Consider the following 14809-nt stretch of genomic DNA (forward strand, 5'->3'; position numbering starts at 1 on the left):
CGTGTGGCGTTGATGAGGCCGACGTCCTCGTTGCTGAGCCCGTTTTGGCGACCGCGTGGTGGGGATGCGGGGCGAAGAGTCGCTGCTTCCCACTGCGGCGGCTCCTCAAGGGGTCTGGACACTGACTGGTGACACCCAGGCGAGCTACACCTGGTACGACACGCGGGGTCAGGTGGTGCAGAGCCAGCGCCGGCGCGGTCCGTCGCTCAAGCCCGATGGGTTCTGGGGCAATGAAGTCCCGCTGTTTGGCACGATGCACCAGTACGACTACGACGCGCTGGGCAATAAGGTCGAGGAAAGGACCTTCGAGGTAAAGCGTGACGGCGCGGCGCTCAAGCCTGTCCAGAAGCTCGACAAGGTCAGCGGTATCAACAATCTGCCGACGGTGGTGACGCAGACCTGGTCCTACTACGCCGGGACGCAGAAGCTCAAGGGGGCCGTGGACCTGGGCGGCCGCCAACATCGCTACGAGTACAACGGTGCGGGCGAGCTGACGCAGCACAGCATTGACCAGCACGGCAAGCCCACGGCAGTGCAGGTCTACCGCTACCACGAAGCAGGCTGGCGGGTCGAGGTGCAGGAACAGGACGGCAAGCTGCAAAAGACCAGCCGCACCCGCTATGACGCGCTGGGTCGGGCCATCCGTGAACGGCTCGAACAGCGGGACCAGTCGGGCCTGGACGGCAAGCTGGTGCAGGTCCAGTCGGAACAGGCCACGCGCTACGACGCGCTGGGTCGGGTGGAACTGGTCAGCGGTCCGACGATGGCGGTGCAGTATCTGTACGATGCGCGCGCCAACCGCCGGGCCATCTTTGCGATGGAGCGGGAGAACCATGGCTGGACCGGCCAGGCGGCGTGGTACGACTACGACGGCTGGGGTCGGGAGACGGTGGAGGCCGGCACGCTTCGGTCGGTCACGCAGAACGGTGTGAGCCGAACGGTGATCCGGGCGACCGACAAGCGCGACCGCTGGGATGAACTGGGACCCGAGATGGCGCTGCGCCGAGCAGCGGGCCAACAGGTGAGGTTTGACACCGGTCGGCAGGTGATCGATGGACGGGTGGGCAGCCATGGCATCGGTGTGACCCCTGCCGAGATCACCTACGACGGCAGCGGGATGCGTCGCAAGACCGTGACGGACAGCAGCGGCCAGAAAACGGTCTACCAGTACGATGGCCTGGGGCGGCTGATCGAATCGGGGCTGGAGCGCGGCGAGCGCTCGGTTAACCGACGGCTGTACGACAGCCTGGGCCGGTCCATGCAGGAAGAGACGGTGCAGTACCGTGCCGACGGCAGCGTGGCGCGACGGATGATCGGCTTTAGCTGGTACGACGCCGAGGACCGGGTGGTGTTCCAACTGAACCGTCAGGGCGGGGCGGAGATCCGGCCGGATCGGCCCACGCTCAGCCGTCACGAGGACGGGACCGTCAACCCGGGTTCGATCTATGTGAAGGCTGGGGAGGAGTCTGCGACCCGCTATACCTATGTGCTCGATCGGCTGACGAGCTATCAGGTCGATGGCGGCACCGATGCCTCACGGCAAACCCATACCTTTACCTACCAGGGTTTTGATAGCTGGCGTGAAGCGACCCATGTCGGCAGTGCTCTCGGCGGTCCGGCGCAGACCACCACCGAGTACGATGCCTTTGGCAATGTGGTCAGGATCCAGGGTGCCTTGCCCGGGGCCGGGGCGCCGCGCTACTTCATCAACGATGCCGATGGCCGGGTGCTGAGTAAGGAAGAAGGGCTGGCGAAGAGCCAGTATCTCTACGCCGGTGGTGCCCGGGTGGCGGTCTCGGGCAATGCGTTCACGGGCAGCAGTGTCGATCTGCACTACAGCGCCATCCAGGACCCCAGCAGAAACGCGACCACGCAGAGCAGCTATATCGCCCAGCAGGGCGACACACTGCGGCGCATTGCCCAGATGGTGTGGGGCGATGGCCGCCTGTGGTATCTGATCGGCGAAGAGAACGGCTTGCAGGAAGCCGATGACCCGATCACCGCCGGCACGATGCTGAAGCTGCCACGGGTATTGAACGCCGCCAACGACGCCTCGGTGTTTACGCCGCATTCGGCCAGCGAAGTGCTGGGCGAGACCAGCCCAGCGCTCCCGGCGCCCCCGCCTCCACCTAAGCCAGCCAAGCCCTGTGGGGGCTATGGTCAGGCGATCATTATGGTGGTGGCGGCGGTGATTGCGGCGTACACCGGGCAATGGGTGGGTGGTCTCTTACAGAACACCTTCCTGGGAACGACGGGTGCGGCGATCGTCGGGGCGGCAGCAGGTGGGGCGATGGGTTTCATCGTCAACCAGGCCGGCAATATGGCGATCGGTACGCAGGAGCGCTTCTCCTGGCAGGCCGTGGGTCAGGCGGCCTTGCGTAAAGCGGTGACGGCTGGGATTGGTCAAGCCGTGGGCGAGAGTGGCTCCATCGGTGCCAAGCTGCTGCCCAATGCGCCGGAGTTCTTCCAGGATGTGGCTACCGGCGCAATTACCGGGGCGGTAACCGATGGCCTGCTGTCGCTGACGGGGCTGGGTCACTTCAGTTGGCGCAATGTCGCGGCCGCGGCCATTGCCGAGCCGATCAACAAGTGGGTCGGGAATAACCTCTTCGGTACCCAGACGACGCCCGGCTCGATCCTGGCACGAGACCATCACCTTACCGCCAACTTCACCCATCAGCTCGCCAATGGCCTGGTCAACCGCGTGGCCCAGATTGCCACCCATGGGGAAGGGCGGTTGGATTGGGTGTCGTTGGTGGGCAATGCCTTTGGCGAAACCTTGGGCAATGAGGTGGCCGGGAAGAGCCGGGCTTATCAAGTCCCGGCCATGCCTCGCTACGCCTATCGCAGCGAAGCGGAGCTGGACGCTGAAGAAGCCTTGCGCGACAGCTTTATGGCCCAGGCGCTGGGAGCGACGAACCGGACCGCTGGCTTTGTCGAGATCGACGCCCACACGCGGATCGCGACCAACCCAGGCGCCAGCCGCGCTGACGACATGCTTCAGGCGATGGTCGGGATGTTGGAAAATCCCGTGGAGCCGGAGCCTGGAGAAAGAATCCTGCTCGCTAACAAAGGTGCGATAGCGCCGGGGTTATTGCGACAGCTCACCACGCGCCGGCCGGGCTTTGAGGTGTCCCGCAATGAGGGGGCGGCACAGCGGTTCAATACGATCGCGGATCTGTGGGATGTTGCTGGGGCTGACGGGTTGGTGGGGATGGCCTTCGTCCCGGGTCTGCATCAGGTAGCGAATGCCGAATATGAGCTGAAGGAGATTGAGCGCCGGCTGGGATATGGAGCGAGAGCGGCACCAGCAAGAATCAAGACGTGGACTGCTGAGGGGAAGTCGGTAACGGATTATTCGGCTACCCTGGGAGCTTATCAGCAGGCGCTGCGTAAGATGACGCTGGAGCAGGCGCTTATTGCTGAGAGAGGGCTGATTAAGTCTGCATCTGGCCAAGTAAGAGAAGCACACAACGCTGCTTCATTTGAGAAACTGAAGAGGCAGCTTCGAGAAATTGCCAAACCTGACTATTCCCTGGTAAAGAAGCCAGATGGGTCGCTTCGCTATGTTTTTGGGTCAACAAACAAAGGCTATGGCATAGATGCGCAGTTGTCATCGGAGGGAGTCTTGAGCTTTGAAATAAGAGCTACCAATCAAACGATGCGAGCTAAATATGGGACTGGCACGGAGATGTTTGATGACATGATGTCGGCTATTGGGCCAGAGAGAGTTAGTCAGATACGTGGGAATTGGTCTAGGGATTCTGGATTGACAACTAATCTTGATCAATTCAATGATGTGTATCAATACACCAGAGATGAATTTACGGCTGCCTCTGAAACCTGGACAGGAAAAAGAGCAGCAAAGTATGGTTTCGAGCCAGAAGAGGTTATTGTTCGGCGGAACAATGTGTCTGTAATATTTGGAAGTTCCGGGAAGAGATAGGAGGGGGTATGAGCAAGAAAAAATATCGCTGCCACTTTTTAGTGAGTGGGGTTTCTGAGAATGCAGGAAGATTCGATTTTGATGGGACGGCTGCTGTCAGGGTTGATGAAGGTGAGCTTTTAGAAGAAAATTATTTGTATAATAGATTTCGCGGTATGGCCTTAAAGGCTTTTTATGAAATGGCGGTTCCGAAGGAAAATTATGGAGTTCTAAGTGAAATCGTGGTGAGTATTTCCAAGGTGGAGGAGATAAAATAAATTATCGCTGCCGCCGTATAATGAATGGGATCTCTTCGAGTGGGTAATATTTACTCAGGAAGCGATTAATACTTGCGGTCGGCCTTGTTGCATAACCCCCCGACTCCAGGGTTGAAGCCGGTTGTAAGCTGGCAGCATGAAGCCATCCAAGCCCCGCTACCGCACGACGAATTGGTCCGCCTACAACCGAAGCCTGCAAGCGAGGGGCGATGTCACGATCTGGTTTTCGCCGGACCTTGCCTGGCATAGCAATGAGCGTCCAGGTCAGGCGGGCGCCCCGACGCGCTACCGCGATCAAGCCATTCAAATCATGCTGACGTTGAAGGTGCTGTTCCAGCAGGGACTGCGCCAAGTCCGCGGGCTCACGTGCAGCCTGGTGCGCATGATGAATCTGGCGTGGTCGGTGCCGTGTTACAGCACGGTCAGCCGGCGGCAGGGCAAGCTGGCGGTACAGATTCCGGTGCGACGTCGTGCCGAGCCGCTGCATCTGCTGGTGGACAGCACCGGCATCAAGATTCACGGTGAGGGCGAATGGAAGGTCAAGCAACACGGGCCGGAGTACCGACGCGGCTGGCGCAAAGTGCATCTGGCCGTCAATGCCGATACGCAGGAGGGCCGGGTGGAACTGGTCAGCGGCCCGACGATGGCGGTGCAGTATCTGTACGATGCGCGTGCCAACCGCCGGGCCATCTTTGCGATGGAGCGGGAGAACCATGGCTGGACCGGTCAGGCGTCGTGGTACGACTACGACGGTTGGGGCCGTGAGACGGTGGAGGCCGGCACGCTTCGGTCGGTCACGCAGCACGGTGTGAGCCGAACGGTGATCCGGGCCACCGACAAGCGCGACCGCTGGGATGAGCTGGGGCCCGAGATGGCGCTGCGCCGCGTGGCAGGCCAGCAGGTGATGTTTGGCGCCGGTCGGCAGGTGATCGATGGACGAGAGGGCAGCCATGGCATCGGTGTGACCCCTGCCGAGATCACCTACGACGGCAGCGGGATGCGTCGCAAGACGGTCACGGACAGCAGCGGCCAGAAGACGGTCTACCAGTACGATGGTCTGGGCCGGCTGATCGAATCGGGGCTCGAGCGCGGCGAGCGCTCGGTTAACCGACGGCTGTACGACAGCCTGGGCCGGTCCATGCAGGAAGAGACGGTGCAGTACCGTGCCGACGGCAGCGTGGCGCGACGGATGATCGGCTTTAGCTGGTACGACGCCGAGGACCGGGTGGTGTTCCAACTGAACCGTCAGGGCGGGGCGTAGATCCGCTCGGATCGGCCCACGCTCAGCCGTCACGAGGACGGGACCGTCAACCCGGGCTCGATCTATGTAAAGGCTGGGGAGGAGTCTGCGACCCGCTATACTGTTTAGTCCCGGCATTTGATGGTGCAATCTTTTCTCATCACTGGAAGGAAGCACTATGGGCCAGGTTCTACACGGAAGCGCCACAACGACAGAGGCAATCCGTCGAGCAATACAAAATAGTCAAGAGAGTCTGAGAGCACTGTCCAAGCGGTACGGCATCAATCAGAAGACTGTTGCCAAGTGGAAGAAGCGAACCTCAGTCGCTGATCTGCCCACCGGCCCCAAAAAGTCTTGCTCAAGCGTTCTGTCAGCCGAGGAGGAGGCAACCATCATTGCCTTTCGCCAGCACACATTGCTGCCCCTGGATGATTGCCTCTACACCCTACAACCGATGATGCCGCATCTGACGCGCTCATCTCTGCACCGATGTCTTCAGCGCCACGGCATCTCGAGACTGCCTCAAGTCGAGGGTAGCAAGCCGGTCAAGAAGCGGTTCAAAAGCTACCCGATCGGCTACTTCCATATCGACATCGCCGAGATGCAGACGGCCGAGGGTAAGCTCTATCTCTTTGTTGCGATTGATCGCACCTCCAAGTTCACTTTCACCGAACTCCATACCAAAGCCGGAAAAATGATTGCTGCACAGTTCCTGCGCAACTTGATCGAGGCGGTGCCCTACACCATCCATACAGTGCTCACCGATAACGGCATCCAATTCACGAACCGCCATTGTGATCAATACGCTTTCCAGCACATTTTTGATCGCGTCTGCGACGAGCATGCCGTTGATCATCGACTGACCAAGGTCAAACATCCTTGGACCAATGGGCAGGTCGAGCGAATGAACCGGACTATCAAGGACGCCACTGTTAAGCGCTTTCATTACGACGATCATGCGCAACTGCGACGACACCTAATCGATTTCATCAATGCCTATAACTTCGGACGAAGGCTCAAGACTCTCAAAGGGCTGACGCCCTACGAATTCATCTGCAAACAGTGGACTTCTGAGCCACATCGCTTCAGGGTTGATCCGATCCATCAAATGCCGGGACTAAACACCTAGGCTCCGCGTGCCTTTCAGCCAAAGTGCATAACACGCTTTAGGGGGGATTTTTTAGATATCTTTAAATAATGCCGGAAAATTGCGCATGCTCTATGCCTAGAGAATTTAAACAGTAAGTGATGCTTAATTACCTTGGCCTCTCTTTCCCACTCCCCATCTCCCCATACCGTGCCTGCACCTGCTGATAAGCACGGCTTTTCAGTACCTCCTCCGCTTTCTGCTGCAATTGACGAATGGTTTCGTCGCCGACAGCCAAGTTGCAGGCGATATAGCTATCGATCTCATGCAGGCGCAGTGCCACTTTGAGTTGTTTCTGGTTAAGCCGTGCCTCGTGGTGGCCGACGATGTCGTGGGTGGCCCAGAGGTCGATGCTGCCTTGATTGAGCAGTTTGAATAGTGCAGTCGGAGTGGCCTCGACTATCGGGGAGATGCCGCGTCGTTCCAATTCGCTTTGCAGGGCCGAGCCGCGCATGACGCCGATGCGGTAACGCTGTGCCTCGTCCAGATTGGCCAGCAACGGCACCCGATTGGGAACCGCCAGCAGTGTATAAGCACCACGATAAAGGGGGCCTATCCATTTAAACGACTGCTCCCGCTCCGGTGTGCGGCTGGTGGGAACCAGGCAGCTGTTCGGTTCCGCCTTGGTCAGCTCAAGTGCCCGTTTGAACGGGTAAAAGCGCGGGACCATCGGCCAGCCGAGTTGGTGCCAGACCAATTCGGTCAGGTCGAGCATCAGACCACGACGGGTCGGATTGCCGTCGCTGTAGGACAGCGGCGGATACGCCACGCTATTGATCTGCAAAGGCGGCTCGGCACCTGGCAGCAGGGTGCTGGTCAGCAGAAGGCTGGCTGCCAGCAGCCGACGAGACAAACGAAGAGGAGACATCAGGGTGGGCGATGCTCAGCGCAGCACCGGAGCTGGCGTCGGGCTGCTGGTGGCCAGTGCCGGAGTAGCCAGCGCCCGCAGCCGTGGTGCGAACAATTCCTCGATCCAACTGGCGAAGGCCTGAATCCGCCGCGACAGATGGCGCCGGTAGGAATAGCACAGCGACAAAGGCAAGGGCGCCGCTCGCCAGCGCGGCAGGATTTCCACCAACTCGCCGCTGTCGAGATAGTCAGCCACGTCGTGCACCGGTACCTGGATCAGACCCAGTCCCGCCCGGGCACAGTCGATATAGGCATCGATATGGTTGACCGTGACCGGTCCTTGCAGCACCAGCGTGCGACATTCGCCGTTTTCCAGGTATTCCCACTCGCGCACTTTACCGGTCGCCGGCTGGAGATAGCGGACCGCCAGATGCCGACTCAGATCGGCCGGTTCGCGTGGCGTTCCGTAGCGCGACAGATAGCGGGGACTGGCGTAGTTGCCCTGGGCCAGCAGCCCGATCGGCCGGTCCATCAGGCGGTCGTCGCAGGGCGCGCCGATGCGCAGGGCGCAGTCGATGCCGGCGTGGATCAGGTCGAGCGGCCGGTCGAGCATGTCGAGTTCGAGATCGATCTCGGGGTAACGGGTCAGAAATTCGGGGAGTGCCGGCAACAGCACCCGCCGCCCCAAGCGCCCGGGTACCTTGACCCGCAACTGGCCATGCGGTGGCGCATCGGCCTGGCGGAACAGGGTGTCGGCTTCTTCAAGGTCGGAAAGCAGACGCTGGCAGCGTTCGTAATAGGCCAGGCCGTCCGGGGTCAGTTCGACATGGCGGGTGGTGCGGCTGAGCAGCCGGGTACCCAGGCGGTCTTCAAGCTGCTGGATGGTGATCGAGGCCGCCGGCCGCGAAATCCGCATGGCGTCAGCGGCGCGGGTGAAACTGCCGTATTCGCTGACGCGGACAAATAGCTGCATGGCTTGGATGCGATCCATGACGCCCTCCTTCCTCAATTCGGCCAACTACTTAGTAATTAGATTTAATGGATTTTCTCACCACGCCAACACAGTGACGTGCCGGGCGCTGCTTTTATCTAAGCCTCTATAAACCGGTTCAACAAGCCAAAGCGTACGCCAAGCTCAGGATAGGCTGAGGCCGTCTTGCTAACACATTTACTATCCTGGTAAACAAAATAGCAGAAAGGAAGTACATCCTTGCCACCTAAGCAATTTCAAACGAAGGATAAAAAAGAGCCGTCATCACAACGGCTCTTTTCACTTTTCAGTGGCTGACAGTTCAGTGGCTGACAGCTTCAGCAACTCCGAATCGCCGCCGCGCCCACTTCAGGCCGCCGCCGAGGCGGCAGGCCGGACAGCGGCGGCAGTTGCGCATTCTGGTGCAGGGTCTGGGCGATCGGGCAGCGCAGGGTCAGCGGTCGCGCGTCAAAGCCGCGCTCAAGCAGGGCGTACCAGCCGGCACCGGGTGCCGGGGCCAGGCCGGCGAAGACATAGCCGGCCGGTGCCAGTCGTGCCAGGGCTTCGTCAAAGCCTTGATCGAGCCGCAGACGCACATGGATCAGCCAGTTGCCCGGCAACAGCGCAATCTGGGCCAGGCTGGCCGCTTCGACCCGCTCCAGCGTCACTTCGACCCGCTCACCGTGGCGGCGTACCTGCATCGGCGTGTCGAGCGGTGCCGGGGCGGCGCTACCGCTGCCGAAATGGCGGGTCAGCGACTCGGCCCATTGGGCATATTCGGCCGGCCAGTCGAGTGCCGGCAGCGGCCGATGGCCCGGCCGCAGCGTCTGACAGCCCAGCACCACGCTCTCGCGCCAGGCATTGCCATAGGGCGAGCTGACATAGTCAAGCAGCAGGCCGGTGGTCTGGAAACCCAGCGTCCGCGCCAACTGCTGGCTATGGGTATAGGACGAGACCTGCTTGATGGTCAGGGTATCGAGCCCAAGTTCGCGCGCATGGCCGCACAGCAACTGACCGAGCGTGGTGGCGATACCGCGTCCGCGTGCATCGGGATGGACCGCATTGAGCGCCAGCTCGGCGCTGCCCGGGTCTTGCGGATCGCGGCACAGTGCCGAATGGCCGACCACCCGCTCGCCGTCGAGCGCCAGGGCCGAGTACCAGTCGCCCTGGGCATTGTGCTGGCTGATCATCGCCGGCAGGTAAAGGTCGGGGTAGACATAGTGTTCGCCGTAGACGGCCCGGAACAGCTCGCTGACCGAGGCCGCATCGGCGGCGGTGAAATGGCGCCATTGCAGATTCATGCCACCACCTCCTGTGCTGCCATCTGATAGTCGCGCCGGTCCACCACCCGCAACAACTTACCCGAGCGTGGATGCAGCGCGAGTTTTGCGGCCGAGCAGGCTTCGACCGACCAGATCAGCTCACCGCTGGTGCGCAGGGCCTGGAGTTCGGGATAGTGGGTCAGCAGCGCTGCCGACAGCGACTGGGTCAGCGCTTCAGCCGTGGTGCAGCCGTCCGCTTCCCAACGCAGCGTCAGCCGGTCGGCGCTGCCGCTGCGCTCGATCCATAACTGCCAGGGCCGCTCGCCGGCCAGTTCGCGCACCCGCTGGCCGATTTCATCGGGGAACAGCGACAGCGTGCCGACGCGAATCCGGTGGCTCTGACTGGCCCGGCCGCACAGGACAAACTTGCGCCGAGGCGTGCCGGCGACTTCGGTCCAGGCAGCCAGATCGCCGACCGGGTAGCGCAGCAGCGGCATCAGGGTCCGGGTCAGGTTCGTCACCACCAATACGCCGGTTCGGCCACATTCCTCAATCGGCTCACCGCTATGTTCATCGACGATCTCAACCAACGTATCGCCGTCGAACACCCGATGTTCACCGAGCGTGCAGTCAGGCGCACTGGCACCGAGCAGCCCGGCATCGACGCTGGCGTAGCCGATCGAGGCAAAGCGGGCCTTGGGCAGCACGCGCTTCAGTTGCGGCAGTTGCGCGGCAAACAGGCTCTCGCCGCCGTACAGCACCGTGTTGACTTCAGGCAGGGTCAGGCCGTGGCGGTCGAGGTGGTCGGCAAAACGCAGCAATTGGGCCGGGACGCAGGCCAGCACGTTGATCCGGTAGCGGTGTATGGCTTCAGCCAGCGTGGCCGACTCCACTGCACCGGTAAACGGGAATTCGAGTACCGGCAGCGGGGCGTGCGCCAGGGCGCCGTGGATGAACAGAAAGCTGGTGTAGAGGTCCCCGGCAAAAAACAGATTGGCGACGCGGTCACCCGCTTGCAATTGGGCAGCCATGGCTTCACCGAAAGCCGTAACGAAATGGCGCCATTCCGAGCGGCGATACACCGCCAGTTTGCCCTGACCGGTCGAGCCACCGGTCTTGAACACATGGGCGTCGTCAACGGCGCCGCTCAGCACCGGCCAGCCATCGAGCGATTCACTGTCTTGCCAATAGTCGGCCGGGTCGGTCAACGGCAGATCGTGCAGTTGCCAGCCCTGCTCGGGCAGCGCGGCCAGACGGCGGGCGTAATACGGGGAGTGGTGGCGGGCATGGGCCACCAGTTGAGAGAGGGTAAGCATACGGCTAAGTCCGGATTTCACAGGGTGCGCAAGGCCCGGCCCGCTGGATTGTGTCCGAGGGCCGGGGCGCTGCGCGGTCAAGGAGGGGTTTCCTTAAATCGGGGAGCTGTTTTTATTATCCTGCTAAAGATACACAGTCCAATTTACAGCAGCATTCTTGCAGAATGATGATGGATGCAAGATCTGGTGCTGTATATATATATCGATTGACGCATTGGACCATGCAATGTTTAGCAATGTTTCCTTCGATTGAAAAAAAGGTTATTTACGGCACTATTGTGCGGTCCGGCGTCGGTCGATCACCAGCGGCGTCTTGCCGCTGTGGCTGTTGCGCTCGAATCCGCCGCTTGGACAGGGTTCGACGTGCAGATTGATCAGACTGCCACGCAGACCTTCGGCCAGATCGGCATCGTTGGCGAGCCGATCGCGAACCTCGGCCGGGTCGCCCTCGGCCAGGACGCTGATCCGTTCGCAGCCGCTGTCGTCGTGATCGATCACGAATTGCACCGGCACCCCAGCCAGCTCGGCCAGCCGAGCCGGCGCGATAAACAGGCTGCCGACGCGCAGCAGCTGGCCCTGGCGGCCTTGCAGCTCGAAACGCGGGCTCGGCAGTCCGCACGGGCAGGGGCCGTCGAGCCAGCGGCCGGTGTCGCCGACCTCATAGCGCCGCACGGTCTGGCCTTCGCGCGCCAACGAAGTGAACAGCAGCCGACCGCTTTCCCCGGCCGCGACCGGTTCGTCACGCTCGGGATGGACGATCTCCAGCCATTGGGTATCGCTCAGCAGGTGGAACACCGCATCGGGCGAAGCCTTGCAGGCATGGCCGAGCGGGCCGGCATCGACCGAGCCGTAGATGGCCGAGCGGATCGTGCTGATACCGAAACTTTCCAGAAAGCGCCGTTGCGGCGCGCCCAGATGTTCGCCGCCCAGCATCAGCTTGCGCACGCCACCGTAGGCACGCAGCGTGGCTTCTTCGCGGCGGAACAACTGGTGCAGCGTGCTGGGCATGCCGATCAGGGTGTCGATGCGCTGGCTGACGATCAGTTGGGCGATTTCGCTGAAGTCGTCGTCGCTCGGTCCACCCATCGGGTAATGGACCGCGCCCATCTGCTCCAGAATGGTGAAAAAGCTCAGCAACCCGCCGTACAGCTTGCCGGCGTAGAGCAGGTTCATCACCCGATCGCGCGCCGGATCGAGCCCGGCAGCGAACAGTCCATCGGCCGCTGCCCGCATCTGGCGCCGATAGTCGCGGTAGCTGAAGCCGGCGAGCTTCGGTGTGCCGCTGCTGCCGCCGCTGCGGAAGAACAGTTGTGCGCCGGGCTGGAGCGAGCCGTCCTGGAAGGCGGCTTTGTCCATCGGCGGACAGTCGAGTCCGGCCGGGGCTGCGGGCGGCTGATCGAGCGTGATATGGACGCTCAGCGTGCCGGCCGGCACGGTCAGCGAAACACGGCGGGCCAGGCGGGTCAGGGCATAGACGCCGTCATGGGGCGCGCCCGCATAGCCTTGGTGGATTTCCGCGGCCGGGGTCACGCGGGTGACGCCGGCGGCCAGCAGCAACCGGCCCAGTTCGGCCATCTGGCCGGGCGGACAGGCCAGCGCACAGCTTTGCAGATGAGTGCGCCAGGGCAGCAGCGCCTCGACCAGCCTGGCGCGCGGCAGCGGACGCAGCAGTACGGTACGGAACAAGGGGGAAGGTTCGACCGAGCTGCGGTGTTGCCAGACCACACGCCAGCCCTGGCCTTGCCAGATATGGCCAGGTTCGGCGGCGAAGGTCTGGTCGAGGCGGGCAAAGCCGAGGCGGGTGGTGATTTCCGCCGCTTCCTGGGTCGATGGCACGAGCGCGGGCCACGCCGGGGCGCGGCGGGCCATCGCTTCGGCAAGCTGGGCGCCCAGTGCCTGGAGCACCGCCGGGTCGTCGCTGTCGACCAGCAGCAATTGCGGGCTGGAACAGGCTTGCTGGTCGAAGCGGCAGACCTCGTCGGCGAGGGCGTCAAGCGTCTCGGCGCTGGCGGCTTCGGGGCTCAGATAGGCAAAGCTGATCCGATGCCCCCAGTCGATCCAGCGGCAGCCGGCCGGCAACTGACGGCGGATCGATTCGAGCGCGGCATCGCCGCCCCAGGCCGAGACGCCGTCGACATGGCCGAACAGGCGGTCGAGCTGGTGGCTGGCGACCGGCAGCACGGCGATGAAATCGGCCAGCGTGCCACTACGGTCGCAGTCGAGCAGGGCCGAGAGCAGGCGGGCGCTCAGGCCGTTGTCGCTGCTGCTGGGGCGCAGCCAGTTGATATTGCCGACCAGCAGGCTTTCCAGCACCGCAAAGAACGGCAGCAGCGCGGCATTGGCCGGGGTGACGTGCAGCACCACGCCCAGCGGACGCCAGGCTTCAAAATGGGCTTCGCTATAGTCGATCCGCCGCAGCGATTGCGGCGTCTCGCCCAGTTCCCGTTCGAGCTTGGCTGCCAGCGTGTCGCGGCGGCAGAAGCTGGCGAGTTCGGCCTGGCTGTCCGGGTCGAGTCCCAGATCGAGCCGGCCGGCAATCAGGGCGTCGGCAAAGCGTTCCGCACAGTCGAGCACCGCGTCGGCGCTGCAGGGACGGGCCAGTGCCGCCGGCAGTGCCGGCAGCAGGCGGGCCAATGCCCGGTCGAGGTCTAGGGTGGCGTCGAGTTGGCCTTGGAGCAGGTACATATCAGGATCCCCGGATCAGTTCAGAAGCGGCCAGCGCACAACTGCGGCTCTTGGCGGTGCCGGCCCGGCCCAGCAATTCGAACCAGTCGCTGTCGATGCCGCAGCCACAATCGCTCCCTGGCCGCAGCACGGCCAGATCGCTCAGCGCCACGCTATGGGCCGGGCTGGAGGTGATATAGGGCGAGATCAGATGCAGAAAGCCGGGCTCGCCATAGGACTGGAGCGAGAAATCGGCGGTATTGCGCACATAGGCGCGGGCATAGACCGGCACATGGAAGCGGTGCTTCGGGCATTCGATATAGGGCACCGGATGCTCGACCGAGCCGTAGCCGTCGCGGCAACGGATATCCGGAATGCCGAGCTGTTCGCCGAGTCGCTGATACAGCGTGTGCTTGGGGATCTCCTGCGCCGCATGGGTCTTCCAGCCGCCGCCCAGAAAGACCAGTGAGTCGCGATGAAGCTGGAGCGCCGGGTAGCCCATTTCACGCATCCGTTCCAGCGTGAACCACAGAAAGGCCGGGAAACCGAAAATCCGTACCGGCAGTCCTTCGGCTGCGAATTCCTGCAAGGCGCGGATCACGCCGAACGGGTCGAATTCATTGCCCTGGCCGTTATGGCGCAGCGCATAGACCACCCGGTTGACCGGGGCGTATTTGCACAGGAACTGGTCGGTATAGGCGGTGCCCAGCGTGATTGCCCCGGCCGGCTCGTAGCTCAGCAGCAGGTAGTTGCACGCGGTGTCCGGGGTGTGCCAGCCGTAGTGCTCGAAAATCCGGTCAACCATGGCCTGGGCGGCGCTGATGCTGCGATCGTCGTAGCGCATCCGGCTCTTCTGGCCGGTGGTGCCCGACGAAGTCAGCTCCAGGGCATCCTCGCCCGCCGCGCTCAGCAGCAGCCGCTGCTTGAAATAGTTGGCAAAGATCGGCGGCAGCGTGGACCAGTCTTCGATCCGGTCAAGCGCCTGCGGATCGATCTGGTTGGCCAGCAGCCAGTCGCGATAGCCCGGGCTGTGTGCGCTGTGATAGGCGGTCAGCTCGGCCATCGCCTGACTGAACAGCCGTTCGGTGTCGGCGTCGCGCCGATACGGATGGGGCAGCGCGCAAAGCGCTTCGGTATAAGGTAGGGGGACCATGGCGG

10 protein-coding genes are annotated in these 14809 nt (G+C 62.4%); 4 read left to right on the forward strand and 6 right to left on the reverse strand.

The window, feature by feature from the left end; translation table 11 throughout:
- Positions 1-55: 55 nt before the first annotated feature.
- The 4 genes from ACFOW7_RS01010 (at position 56) to ACFOW7_RS01025 (ending at position 6572) form a co-directional block, all read left to right on the forward strand.
- The gene (locus ACFOW7_RS01010) at positions 56-3946 is read left to right on the forward strand and encodes a hypothetical protein (protein ID WP_449252209.1); all 3891 of its coding nucleotides are present in this window, start codon (positions 56-58) and stop codon (positions 3944-3946) included.
- A gap of 8 nt (positions 3947-3954) precedes the next feature.
- Positions 3955-4203 carry a hypothetical protein gene (locus ACFOW7_RS01015; protein WP_378160089.1) on the forward strand — a complete coding sequence of 83 codons (249 nt, stop codon included), beginning with the start codon at positions 3955-3957 and terminating at the stop codon, positions 4201-4203.
- Between the two features lie 136 nt (positions 4204-4339).
- The gene (locus tag ACFOW7_RS01020) at positions 4340-5464 is read left to right on the forward strand and encodes an IS5 family transposase (RefSeq protein WP_378160091.1); all 1125 of its coding nucleotides are present in this window, start codon (positions 4340-4342) and stop codon (positions 5462-5464) included.
- Positions 5465-5621: 157 nt separating this feature from the next.
- The gene (locus tag ACFOW7_RS01025) at positions 5622-6572 is read left to right on the forward strand and encodes an IS481 family transposase (RefSeq protein ID WP_378160093.1); all 951 of its coding nucleotides are present in this window, start codon (positions 5622-5624) and stop codon (positions 6570-6572) included.
- A 127-nt stretch (positions 6573-6699) separates the two neighbouring features.
- On the opposite strand, the gene ACFOW7_RS01030 is transcribed toward ACFOW7_RS01025, so the two are convergent.
- The 6 genes from ACFOW7_RS01030 to ACFOW7_RS01055 form a co-directional block, all read right to left on the reverse strand.
- The gene (locus ACFOW7_RS01030; RefSeq protein WP_378160095.1) at positions 6700-7458 is read right to left on the reverse strand and encodes a substrate-binding periplasmic protein; all 759 of its coding nucleotides are present in this window, start codon (positions 7456-7458) and stop codon (positions 6700-6702) included.
- Positions 7459-7473: 15 nt separating this feature from the next.
- Positions 7474-8430, reverse strand: coding sequence for a LysR family transcriptional regulator (locus tag ACFOW7_RS01035; protein WP_378160097.1), 957 nt, complete (start codon positions 8428-8430; stop codon positions 7474-7476).
- Positions 8431-8747: 317 nt separating this feature from the next.
- The gene (locus ACFOW7_RS01040) at positions 8748-9710 is read right to left on the reverse strand and encodes a GNAT family N-acetyltransferase (RefSeq protein ID WP_378160099.1); all 963 of its coding nucleotides are present in this window, start codon (positions 9708-9710) and stop codon (positions 8748-8750) included.
- Entirely contained in the window at positions 9707-10987 is a 1281-nt protein-coding gene (locus ACFOW7_RS01045) for a phenylacetate--CoA ligase family protein (RefSeq protein WP_378160101.1), read from the reverse strand. Before ACFOW7_RS01045 ends, ACFOW7_RS01040 begins: the two co-directional genes overlap by 4 nt.
- 273 nt (positions 10988-11260) lie before the next feature.
- On the reverse strand, positions 11261-13672 hold the full coding sequence (locus tag ACFOW7_RS01050; RefSeq protein ID WP_378160103.1) for an acyl-CoA reductase: 2412 nt from the start codon (positions 13670-13672) through the stop codon (positions 11261-11263).
- 1 nt (position 13673) lies between these two features.
- Positions 13674-14804 (reverse strand): LuxE/PaaK family acyltransferase, encoded by a 1131-nt coding sequence (locus tag ACFOW7_RS01055; RefSeq protein WP_378160105.1) that lies wholly within the window; start codon positions 14802-14804, stop codon positions 13674-13676.
- Between the last annotated feature and the right edge of the window lie 5 nt (positions 14805-14809).

This window comes from Chitinimonas lacunae, assembly GCF_042650885.1.
GTDB classification, from domain to species: domain Bacteria; phylum Pseudomonadota; class Gammaproteobacteria; order Burkholderiales; family Chitinimonadaceae; genus Chitinimonas_A; species Chitinimonas_A lacunae.

What these genes read in the sequence shown, in the direction of transcription:
- ACFOW7_RS01015 (WP_378160089.1), top strand. Translation starts at nt 3,955, where the DNA reads ATGAGCAAGAAAAAATATCGCTGCCACTTTTTAGTGAGTGGGGTTTCT.
- ACFOW7_RS01020 (WP_378160091.1), top strand. Translation starts at nt 4,340, where the DNA reads ATGAAGCCATCCAAGCCCCGCTACCGCACGACGAATTGGTCCGCCTAC.
- ACFOW7_RS01025 (WP_378160093.1), top strand. Translation starts at nt 5,622, where the DNA reads ATGGGCCAGGTTCTACACGGAAGCGCCACAACGACAGAGGCAATCCGT.
- ACFOW7_RS01030 (WP_378160095.1), bottom strand. Translation starts at nt 7,458, where the DNA reads ATGTCTCCTCTTCGTTTGTCTCGTCGGCTGCTGGCAGCCAGCCTTCTG.
- ACFOW7_RS01035 (WP_378160097.1), bottom strand. Translation starts at nt 8,430, where the DNA reads ATGGATCGCATCCAAGCCATGCAGCTATTTGTCCGCGTCAGCGAATAC.
- ACFOW7_RS01040 (WP_378160099.1), bottom strand. Translation starts at nt 9,710, where the DNA reads ATGAATCTGCAATGGCGCCATTTCACCGCCGCCGATGCGGCCTCGGTC.
- ACFOW7_RS01045 (WP_378160101.1), bottom strand. Translation starts at nt 10,987, where the DNA reads ATGCTTACCCTCTCTCAACTGGTGGCCCATGCCCGCCACCACTCCCCG.
- ACFOW7_RS01050 (WP_378160103.1), bottom strand. Translation starts at nt 13,672, where the DNA reads ATGTACCTGCTCCAAGGCCAACTCGACGCCACCCTAGACCTCGACCGG.
- ACFOW7_RS01055 (WP_378160105.1), bottom strand. Translation starts at nt 14,804, where the DNA reads ATGGTCCCCCTACCTTATACCGAAGCGCTTTGCGCGCTGCCCCATCCG.